We start from the raw sequence: 11262 nt of genomic DNA, 5'->3' as shown, positions 1-11262 counted from the left end.
AGCATGACAGACAGCCGACTCAACCCCAAAGCCCTCATCATTGGCGCACCACGTTCCGGTTCCGGAAAAACAAGCGTTACCATTGGCTTGCTTCGCGCCTTTGCGCGGCGTGGCATTCGGGTGCGCGGCGTGAAATCCGGGCCTGATTATATCGATCCCGGCTTCCATCAGGCGGCGACTGGTCTGGAAGGTCTCAATCTGGATAGCTGGGCCATGGAGCCGGATCTGGTGGCCCATTTGCTGGGCCAGGCCGCAGACGATACGGATCTGCTGCTGATTGAAAGCGCCATGGGCCTGTTCGATGGCATTGATGGCGGCGCAGGGCGTACCGGCTCCGCCGCCGATCTGGCGCGGCTTCTGGATATTCCGGTGCTGCTGGTGCTGGATGTATCGGGCCAGAGCCAGACGGCAGCGGCTGTCGCGGTTGGCTTCAAGCATTACGATGCGAAAGTCCGCACCAAGGGTATCATCATCAACAGGGCGGGCAGCGAGCGACACATACGCCTTTCGCGCACGGCCATCGAGGCTGCAGGCATGCCCGTGGTGGGTGCTGTTCTGCGCAGCGACGCGCTGGCTCTGCCGGAGCGGCATCTGGGTCTCGTGCAGGCCAGCGAGCACGGCGGCATTCAGGACTATATCGACCGGCTGGCGGATGTGATGGAAACATCGGTCGATCTTGATGCCGTGCTTGCACTGGCGCAGCCCGTTTCTTTGCGGCGTGGCGATGCCGCCGCTGCCATTCCTCCCCCCGGCCAGCGGATCGCGATTGCGTCGGACGCCGCCTTCACCTTCCTCTACCCGCATCTGGGTGCCCACTGGCGCGCGCAAGGGGCGGAACTTGTGCCTTTCTCACCACTGAACGATGAAGGTCCGGCGCTTGATTGCGACATCTGCTGGCTTCCTGGCGGTTATCCCGAGCTTCATGCAGGCAAGCTTTCCGCCGCAAACCGCTTCCGCAATCGAATCCGGCATTTTGCCCAGATGAAACCGGTGCACGGCGAGTGCGGTGGCTTCATGGTGCTGGGAACCGGTCTGGTGGACGCCGACGGCGTGCGCCATGTCATGACTGCGCTACTCAGCCACTCCACCAGTTTCGCCAAGCGCAAGATGAACCTCGGGTATAGACAGGTTCGCCTTCTGGCCGATGGGCCTTTGGGTTCGGGTGGCGATGTTTTACGCGGCCACGAATTTCACTATGCAAGCGTCACAGACCCCGGACGCGATGATCCATTTGCCGAAATCGCGGATGGAACCGGCCAGCCGCTTGGCCTTTCCGGCGGCAGACGCGGCCATGTGAGCGGCACCTTCTTTCACGCCATAGCGCGAACAACATTTTGATTTTATGGACGCATTCCCGGACGGAAAACCGGTGCCCACTTTTCCTGGGAATGCTTGGCTATTCAATAAACACTCGTACTGTTGCAGCGCGCCCGCGAGCGTCAATGACCGTGAGCGTCGAATAGCCCGCCCCATCCGGCTTCCATTCGGAATTGCGTGTGCGTGCCATATCCTCCAGCGGCTTGCCATTCGCCAACCAACGAAAGGGTGCCCGTCCGCCCTGCAATTTCAGCATCAGCGGCGCAATCTCCTCGCCGCTGCGCGCTCCAAGATCCACTCTGGCACCTTCGGGAGGATAGACGATCTGCGGGGCCGGTTCCCGTGAGGTGGAACGCAGCAGGCCATTCGCCATGACCGAATAGCGCCTGAGACCAATCGGCAGATCCGTCAGCGCCAACCGCTGTGTACCGGGTGGTGCGGAAGGATGGCCCGCGATGGCAAGGCCGGAGCGGGCAAAAGCCTCGAACAAAATGGGGGCCGCCGTGCCATAGCCTGTAATGCCAGGAACCGCGCCATTATCCGGCCTGCCAACCCACACACCCAGCACATAGCGTCCGTCATAACCAACCGACCAGGCATCGCGGTAGCCGTAGCTGGTGCCGGTCTTGTAGGCGAGGCCGAGCTTTGGGCTTCCTTGTGGGGGAAGAACGTCGGAGAGAATATCCGTCACCTGCCATACGGCAGAAGGCTCAAGCAGTGGCTGCATACCATCCCGCTTCGGCTGCTCGCGCACCCCATCGCCGAGTTTCACCGGCCAGCCCTGATTGGCAAGACCTGCGTAGAGCTGAACGAGATTCTTCAAGGTCATGCCGACACCGCCGAGCCCGATGGCAAGCCCCGGCGCTTCGCCCACCGGCAGAACGGGCTGAACTTCCGCCCGCCGGAAACGAACCATCAGACGGCTGGGGCCAACACCATCCAGAACCCGCACCGCTGGCACATTGAGCGACAGTTGCAACGCCTGGCGAATGCTGACATCACCCTGATAGCTCATGTCGAAATTCTTCGGTCGATAGCCGGAGAAATCAGACGGGCGATCTTCGATGATGGTTTCCTGCGCCACCAGCCCTTCCTCGAAGGCGAGGCCGTAGATGAACGGCTTCAGCGTCGACCCCGGCGAGCGGTTGATGCGCGTCATATCGATCCAGCCGGAGCGCGAGGCATCGAAGTAATCGGCGGAACCGACATCGGCGATAATCTCGCCCGTGGTCGAATCCGCCATCATCATGGCGAGCGATACCTTGGGCGGCAGCCGCGCGCCTGCCTCTCGCGCCACGCGTTCCAGCGCGTCCTGCACCGGCTTCCTTAATGTTGTCGGGTAAAGTGATTCGCCTGGCTTCTTGCGTAGCGCAACTTCCGCCAGATGCGCGGCAAGCGCCGGCAGCTGCCGCCTTTCGCGTGGCACAGCAACCAGCGCGGCGCGTTCTGCCTCGCCATCCCCCACGGCTGCTTCCACATGGGCGCGTGCGAGAACGCGAGCCCGCGCAGCCTTGGCGGTATCGGGAAAGCGATCCGGCCGCCGGCCTTCGGGCGATTGTGGCAAAGCAACCAGAAGAGCGGCCTCCGCCACCGAAAGCCGTTTCGGCTCCTTGCCGAAATAGGCGAAACTTGCTGCCCGTACCCCTTCCAGATTGCCGCCATAGGGGGCCAGTGTCAGATAGAGATCGAGAATTTCCGCTTTGGAAAAACGGCGCTCGATCTGTAGCGCGCGCACCATCTGCCTCAGCTTGGCGAAGACGGAGCGGCTTTCTCGTGGCTCGATGAGGCGGGCCACTTGCATGGAAAGGGTGGAGCCGCCCGATACGATGCGCCCATGCGTAACCAGTTGAAACGCCGCACGCCCCAACGCCCGAATATCCACGCCCGGATGCTGGTAAAAACGATGATCCTCGTAAGCAATCAGCATGCGAATGAACTGCGGATCGACATCACTGGCCCGCGTCTTCAGCCGCCATAGCCCGTCTTTCGTGGCAAAGGCGCGCAGCAGTTGCCCGTCTGCATCGCGCACCTCCGGGGAGGCAATCCGTGCCGCATCCAGCGGGGGCGGATAGGCCCGGTCAGCGGCATCAATTGCCAACGGCAGGCAAAGCGCAGCCGCGAGCATGACCCCCGCTCCACCTGCCAGCCACCATTTCAGCCGCCTGCCCATGGCGCCTACTGCGCTTCCTGAACCTGCATGCGCCCTGCCGCCGTGCGCGCCGACAGTTCCGGACGATACATGTCCTCGACATTCGCAGCAGGGTGATCATAGGTTCCCGGTGTCACTGCACGCACCACATAGGCCAGCGAAAACTCGCGATTATCGCCCTTGTTGCGGTCAAAGGCGGCGACGAAGCGGTCGTTGCGGAACTCCGTATGAGCCACTTGCACCTGTCCGACCCATTCGAAATTCGTCAGCTGGGCGCTATCGACAAGGTTCGGATTGTCAATCTCGAAGCCCGCTGGCAACAGATCCTGAACGAGCAGGCGCGACGGCCAGTCATTCGTTTCATTCACGGTCAGCACAACGACATAGCGCTCGTTCTGCTTCGCCTGCGTGACATTCGCCTCCTGTCCATCCAGGGTATAATAGGCCCTGCTGATGGCAAAGCCGTTGCCACCCGCGGCCGGTGGCTGCTTGGGCGAGGCGTAGGTGGTGATAACTGCAGAGACAGGCTCCGCCGCGCGGTTGGTCAGCGTCACCGGCTTGGCCAGCAATTCATCACCCGTCATCCGCTGGCGATAGGCACCGGCCGTCACCTGTCCGTTCACATCCACCTTGAGGCCGCTATCGCCATTCTGCAGTGCCCGCGCCGCCAACAGCATCCAGACCTGCTCTTGCGTGCTCATATACTTCTTCTTGCGGGCTTCGTTGGCCACGGCTGCCGCCAGTTGCGGAACAATGGCCGGAACCGGACGGCTTTCCGCCGCCAATGCCAGAACCGCTGCACCATCGCGCAAGGTGGAGCCATAATCCGACCGCGACAGGCTGACCGGTGTTGCAACAGCCTGTTCCGTCATCTGAAGAGCCGACGCAAAGACCATCTTCGAGCGCTGCGCATCGCCGTAAAGCGAAAGGGCAGCCGCCAGATGTGCCTTCGCAAGCGGCGTCGGGAAGTCGTTCAGCATTGTATCCGCATAGTAACGCAGATCGCTGATCGAGGCCTTGCGGTTTCGGGCAAGAACATAGAGCGCGTAGGAAACCTGTTCGCCCTGATCCTTGATGTTCACCTCATAGGCCAGCGAATTCTGCAGGTTTTCCAGTGCCTGCACCAGCGCCTGATCCGGCACATCGAGACCCTGCTCGCGCGCCCGCGTCAGGAATTCAGTCACATAGGCATCCAGCCAGCGATCCCCCGATCCCGGTCCCCAGAGACCGAAGCTGCCGGAGGAAGACTGATAGGCGAGAACGCGGTAGATGGCATCCTGAACCCGCTTCTTCACGTCGGGATCGTCTGCCATGCCGCTCTGTTTGGAAAGCTCGGACAGATAAAGCAGCGGCACCGCACGGCTGGTCGTCTGCTCTGCGCAACCATAGGGGTAACGATCGAGCGACATCAGCAGCGCGGGAATGTCGAAATCTGCCGAACGGGCCACGCCAAGCGTCAGGCTCGCGCCTTGCAATTGCGCATCCGCCAGCAGATTGCCATCCACCGTTAGGCTCTGGTTCGGGGCCAGCGAGATGATGCGCTTTTCAGTAACCGGCAGAACTGCCGGGCGCACCGGCAGTTCCAGACGCTGCTGCATGGGCGCAAGACCGTTTCCAGCCAAGGTCACCGTCAGCGATCCATCACCAACACGCACGCCCTTGATCGCAAGGTTGACCGTATTTTTCGCACCGGCATTCAGCTTGATCGTGCGGGACGCATTCGCCCCCGTGACGCTGATTTGCGGGCTTGCCGCAAGCGATACCTGATAGTCGCCCGCCGGTGCATCCGTATTGGCGATATCGAGCCGCAACATGGCCTCATCGCCGGGGGCAAGGAAGCGCGGCAGGCTGGCGGTCACGACGACCGGATCGCGGATCACCACATCCTTCGTGCCATGGCCGACTGCCGTTTTCGTCCAGGCGACGGCCATCACGCGGGCCGTGCCGTTGAATTGTGGGATATCGAAGCTGACATTGGCCTTGCCATCCGGCCCAACACGAACGATGCCGGAGAAGAAGGCAATCAGCTTTTCTTTCGGCGGGCTTCCCTGAAGCGCAACACTTCCGCCATCGCCGCCGGTGCGCAGCTTGCCGGTCGCCCCCAGCGAGCCATCGATCAGGCGACCATAGATATCGCGGATTTCAAGGCCGAGACGGCGCTGGCCGAAATACCAGTTGTCAGGCGCAGGCGGCTCATAGCGCGTGAGGTTCAAGATACCGACATCGACAGCCGCAACCGTGACATAGGCCTCTTCCCCCACGCCTGCACCTTTCACATCCACGCCGATCTGAAGCGGCTGGCGCGGCAGCATTTTTTCTGGCGCTGTCAGCGACACCGTGAGATCCCGATCCTGCGGGTCCACCTTCAACCAGGTGACGCCGATGGCGCGCATCGGCATGCGGCTTTCCCGCGCATTGCCGGGACGATAAAGCGAGGCGGTGACATAGGCCCCCGCACCCCATTCCTTGGTGACGGGAATGGAAACCTCGCCGCCCTTTTCACCGATCGAGACATTTTGGACGGAAATCAGGTTCTCAGCGCCATTGGCGATCATCAATTGACCGGCATAGCGGGAGGATACTTTCAGTTTCGCCGTTTCACCAACCTTATAGGAGGCCTTGTCCAGTGCGATTTCCAGCGCATCCGGCGTCTCGGTCGAGCTTGCGGTCACGAACCAACCCGCATCGAACTCGACGCTGGAGGCAGGCGCGTCCTGCCCGCTCCCCGTCACTTCCAGGCGATAGCGACCCCACTGAACGGGTACAGCAATCTTGCCCCCATCGACGGCGGCCACATCCACCTTGCCATTCGCGATCTGCTTGGTGCGATTGACTGGCTCATAACGCCAGGAATTTCCTTCGCGATACCACTGATAATCGCGCTCGATTTTCACCAGCTTCCACAACAGGCCAGGGGCGGCACGCTTCTGGCCATCGGCACCAATCATGATGACATTGAAATTCGCCACAGTGTTCTCGGCAAGATCGCCGGAAAACTCCGGCTTGATACCGATACGGTCACCATCGGCGCGAACAGGCAGTGTCAGCGTGCGCTCCACAGCGCGACCGCCACCCTCTTTCAGGCGGACCACGATGTTCGCATCGGTCAGCTGGGTGGTGTAGGCAAGCTCGGTCAACCCGCCATCGAAACTGGCCTTGCCCTGCTCGTCCAGCGGATCAAGCGCTTCGAGCGGCAACCGCTCGGCCTCACTCGCCTCTTCATTTGCCAGACCGAAGAAATAGCCCTTGAAAGTCTCGCGCTGACGCGTGTGCTTCAGCACGATCTCCCCTTCAAGGCCCAGTCCGGCAGCAGGTGCGCCATAGAGATAGCGGCCATCGACGGTCACCGGCGTCTTTTCGCCGACGATGATTTCCTTTGCCTCGCTTTTCAGGTCGAATTCGATCCGGTCCGGCACGAAGTCATCGACGAGGAAGCGTTTCTCGGCAATTGCGGTCGCCTTAGGGTCTGTGAACACCTGCATTGTCCAGGTGCCGCGCATGGCGCTGGCCAGAACCGGCAGATCCACGGCATAGCCGCCCAGCGTTCCCGTGCCGGTCATGCGACGGTCTTCAACACCATCCGGGCGCAGAAACACGAAGGTCAGTGGCAATTGCTCGATGGCGTTGGATGTCACATCTCGCGCCAGAAGCGCCGCATGAACCGTTTCACCCGGGCGATAGATGCCCCGCTCCGTCCAGGCGTAAACGTCGATAGCACCCGGAGCCGGACGGCCCGTCACGCCGCGATCGGACAAGTCGAAGCCTGCGCGCGTCATATCGAGGAAAACGAAATCCTCGCCGCCCTTCGAGGCCATCAAGACGGCTGGAACCATGCTGGCCGTGCCGCGAATGAGACCGGCGCTGAACACAGCCTTGCCATCGGCATCTGTTTTGGCGGTGCCGAGAACTTCATTGTTTTTGGCGAGCAATTGCAGATCAACGCCCACTGCCGGTTCGGCGGAACCCAGCGATCGCACAAAAACACTCAGCCCATCGGTTCCGGCGAAAGTGCTCAAGCCCAGATCGGACACGACAAACCACTGCGTCGCCTTGTTGTCCCATTCATTCACAGTGCCCGTGCCAGTCGCCGCCGTCAGCACATAGACGCCGGGCTTGCGCTTCGGCAAAACCTCATCGACCGGGAAGCTCGTCACCACATCCTTGTTGATGTCCTGTGCAATGTCGATGGAGCCCTGCCAGACCAGTTCGCCATTGCTTTGCTCCACCTGACCGGCGGTATAACCATCCAGCTGGGTCAGGAACTGCGAATTGGCGAGCAGCGGCGCAATACTCCGATCACCGATGCGGTAAAGCTTCAGCTTGGCGCTGGTGGTGTTGACCGAAACTATCGGAATACCGCGCCTCGCCGTGGATGGCAGAACGAAGCTGTCACCTGTGAAGCGAACAGCGGGTGAGCGATCCTTGACATAGACATTCAAATCGACGGCGGCTTGCAGGTTTTCGCCAACGATTGAGGGCAGGCCGCGGCGAAGCGTCAGCTTGTATCGCTCGCCGTGCTTCAGACCCTCGACGCAGATCTGCTTGTCCTTGGCTTCGACCGCCTGCGGGGCCTGACCGTTGAGGACGACAAACTGGCCGTAATCGGTGCCGGTTTTCAAAAGCGCTTCTGAAAACTGCACGCAGGCGCGCGGGCTTGCCGCATCATTATCCACGCTGTTACCGACAACGCGGAAGCCGAAGCGCTCCTTGAGGTCGTTGTAACGTGCCTGTACGGTCTTGGAAGGAATAAGCGCCAGGCTTTCCTTCAGCGCATCAATAGCGCCCCGGTGGTTTTCCTGCGCATGAAGCGCATCGCCCAGCAAAGCAAGCGCCTCGGCGCGGCTTTGTGCTGTTCGGGAGGCATCATAGGCATTGATCGCAGCAGAAACAGCCCGTGCCTTGGCGTCCGCATCATCCTTAATCTGAGCGGACGCACGCGACAGTTCGCTCCACAGGCCCGCATCATCCGGTTCGATGTTGAGCGCCGCCGTCAGCGCGTTTATCGCGGCGGGTGGATTGCCATTGACGAATTCAAGCTGCGCGAGCGCCTTCAGGCTTTCCAGCCCCTGCCCTTCCAGTTCTGGCGGAACGGCCAATTCATCGCGAAGAGCAGCAGCCTGATTGGTCGCCTCATCGCCAACCATGGAAAGCGCTGGCGGCGCACCGATATCCGGCTGGCTGTTGGCGACAACGATCTTGCCGGCAACTGCGCCGGCAAAGCTGTTCAGCTGGTTGTAATCAGATTTGAGGAAACACCATTTCGCCTTCACATTGAAGGTAAAGGCGCGGCAGGATTTATCGTCGATGCAGGCCGTCTGGCACTGCTGGAGCGTAACGTTTTTGACCGTCCTCAGGTCGAAGCCGATGTAATCGCTGTCCTCAACCGTCTCGATTGTCCGGTTCGACTGTGGTGCCTTTATTGCTTGCTGCGCTTGAGCGGGACCGAGAAGGCCAAGAGCCAGAAAAGAGGCGACCGCAAACGAGATTCGCTTCGACATGATGTCCTCCCACCGCAGCATGAACGGCAATGTCGGCAATGATCGCCGATCGGCAAAGTCTTCTGTCGTTAACGTATGGTTGTCAATTGAAAGCATGATGACGCTCGGCCACAATGGACGCCTGTTGACCTCTTGACATCTCCGCATAGGTTCATCTACGCCATGGCAAATCCGCCCGATCAGACCCTGAAACCGCTGCTGAAAGTTTCGTTTCCGCCTGGAGAGCGGCTTGGGCGCGGCAAGATCGAGCTTCTTGAGCATATCCGCGACACTGGCTCCATCTCCGCTGCCGGTCGCCGGATGGATATGTCGTACCGGCGGGCATGGCTGCTAGTGGATGCGATCAACACGATGTTCGAAGAACCTTCAGTTGAATCCCAGCGCGGCGGCAAGCAAGGCGGTGGAGCGCAGCTGACCGAGTTTGGCGAGGAACTGATCAGCCGCTTCCGTCACATGGAAGAGATCCTCCAAAACGCGCTTGCAGACGACCTCAATTGGCTGAATGAACATCGCAGCACGATCAGTGCGCTAGACCCGGTGCATTCAGCGCAACCGTCTTGATGATTGCGTGAATGGATTGCCCTACCGCAAGGTCCATCCGCTTGGCAGAAAGACCGGTAATACGGGCGCGTAGCACTTCTTCGCCGCACAGAAGCGTTAAATCCACCGCGCCACCGTCCGAACCTGTCAGGGCTTGGATTTCACCCCTGAGCACATTGAGGGCGGAGATCCCGTGTGGCTCTGCGGTCGCCAGCAAAACCTCGCGGGCAGGAATATGGACGCGAAGCTTTTGCCCTTCATGGAGATCGCCGCGCGGAACGAGGAGGCAGCAGCCGCGAAGCTCAATGGCCGCAAGGTCGGGATCTTCACCATGCAACCGCACCAGCCCTTCCAGAACGCTGCCGCTCTCCCGCCCCGTCGCCATCGTCTGCATACCGAGGATCTCGGAAGCGCCGCCGATGCCAGTCACACGCCCATCCGCCATGGCGACGACGTGGTCGGCCAGACGTGCCACTTCGCCCACCGAATGGCTGACATAGAGGATAGGCAGGTTCAACTCATCGCGCAGCCGCTCGATATAGGGCAGGATTTCCGCCTTGCGCGCCTCATCCAGCGCCGACAGTGGCTCGTCCATCAAAAGAATACGCGGAGCGGCCAGAAGCGCCCGGCCAATGGCGACACGTTGTTTCTCACCGCCCGACAAAAGGCCAGGACGACGCGGCAACAGCGCCTCCAGCCCAAGCATGCTGATGATCTTTTCAGGATCGGCGAAAGAGGATCGACTGCGCGCGAACCACTGACCGTAGCCTAGGTTCTGGCGAACGGTCAGATGCGGAAACAGCCGCGGCTCCTGAAAGACGTAAGCCAGACCCCGTCGATGCGGGGGCAAGCAGATGCCCTTGTTCGTATCCAGCAGCACCTGATCGCCGACGAGTATGCGCCCGTGATCAGGTCTCACCAACCCGCCGACAATGCGTAGCACGGATGTTTTGCCAGAGCCGGAACGCCCGAAGAGTGCCGTCACACCTCCCTCGGAAGCGAATTCCGCCTCAATGCGAAAACCGCCCTGTCGATGACGAATCTCTACTGTGAAGGTCATTCGGCTTCGATCCTTCTTCCGACACGGCGCGCCAGCGCTTCCGAAAGCAGGAGCGCGGCCATGGAAATTGCGATCGAAATAAGCGTCAGGCGCAGAGCACCCGCATCCCCCCCCGGCACTTGGGTGAAAGTGTATATGGCAGCGGACAGTGTTTGCGTTTCACCGGGAATGTTGGAAACAAAGGTGATCGTGGCACCAAACTCGCCCATGGCTTTTGCAAAAGCGAGAACAAGACCGGCGATGATGCCGGGTAAAATCAGCGGCAACGTGACCGTCAGAAAGACCATGACCGGCGATGCACCCAATGTCGCAGCCGCCTCTTCCAGCTTTCCGTCCACAGCCTCGATCGAAAGACGAATAGAGCGGACCAGAAGCGGAAAGCCCATGACGGCGCAGGCCAGCGCCGCCCCGGTCCAGCGGAAGGACAGAATCAGCCCGAAGGTGCTTTCCAGAAATGAACCGATGAACCCGCGGCGCCCGAAAGCGATCAGCAGCAGATAGCCAGTCACGACTGGCGGGAGGATCAGCGGCAGGTGAACGATGCCATTGAGCAGCGCATGACCCCAAAAGCGCTTGCGCGCCAGAAGATAGGCAACCAGCACACCCAGCGGCAGGCTGGTAAGGACGGCAACACTGGCCACCTTCAGGCTGAGCCTGATCGCCGTCCACTCCTCCTCACTCAGACTTAGCAATTCCAC

Annotated in this window: 6 protein-coding genes; 2 read left to right on the top strand and 4 right to left on the bottom strand. The window is 60.7% G+C overall.

The window, feature by feature from the left end:
- The first annotated feature begins 3 nt into the window (after positions 1–3).
- Complete coding sequence (locus E8M78_RS20310; RefSeq protein ID WP_137136782.1) at positions 4–1338, top strand: cobyrinate a,c-diamide synthase; 1335 nt, start codon at positions 4–6, stop codon at positions 1336–1338.
- A 58-nt stretch (positions 1339–1396) separates the two neighbouring features.
- Here E8M78_RS20310 and pbpC read toward each other — a convergent pair whose 3' ends face one another.
- Together pbpC and E8M78_RS20300 are read right to left on the bottom strand one after the other, a co-directional pair.
- Positions 1397–3487: a penicillin-binding protein 1C gene (gene pbpC / locus E8M78_RS20305; RefSeq protein ID WP_137136781.1), complete on the bottom strand. Its 2091-nt coding sequence runs from the start codon at positions 3485–3487 to the stop codon at positions 1397–1399.
- Between the two features lie 5 nt (positions 3488–3492).
- Complete coding sequence (locus E8M78_RS20300) at positions 3493–8964, bottom strand: MG2 domain-containing protein (protein WP_137136780.1); 5472 nt, start codon at positions 8962–8964, stop codon at positions 3493–3495.
- 162 nt (positions 8965–9126) lie between these two features.
- On the opposite strand from E8M78_RS20300, the gene E8M78_RS20295 reads away from it, so the two are divergent.
- On the top strand, positions 9127–9525 hold the full coding sequence (locus E8M78_RS20295; protein ID WP_137136779.1) for a winged helix-turn-helix domain-containing protein: 399 nt from the start codon (positions 9127–9129) through the stop codon (positions 9523–9525).
- On the opposite strand, the gene modC is transcribed toward E8M78_RS20295, so the two are convergent.
- Entirely contained in the window at positions 9485–10564 is a 1080-nt protein-coding gene (gene modC, locus E8M78_RS20290; protein ID WP_137136778.1) for a molybdenum ABC transporter ATP-binding protein, read from the bottom strand. The genes E8M78_RS20295 and modC overlap by 41 nt on opposite strands.
- The gene (modB, locus tag E8M78_RS20285) at positions 10561–11262 is read right to left on the bottom strand and encodes a molybdate ABC transporter permease subunit (RefSeq protein WP_137136777.1); all 702 of its coding nucleotides are present in this window, start codon (positions 11260–11262) and stop codon (positions 10561–10563) included. The genes modC and modB overlap by 4 nt, the downstream gene beginning before the upstream one ends.

It is taken from the genome of Rhizobium sp. FKY42, from assembly GCF_005222835.1.
Taxonomy (GTDB): Bacteria; Pseudomonadota; Alphaproteobacteria; order Rhizobiales; family Rhizobiaceae; genus Neorhizobium.
Note: the sequence above shows the minus strand (reverse complement) of the source record. Positions and strands in the feature narration are given on the sequence as shown.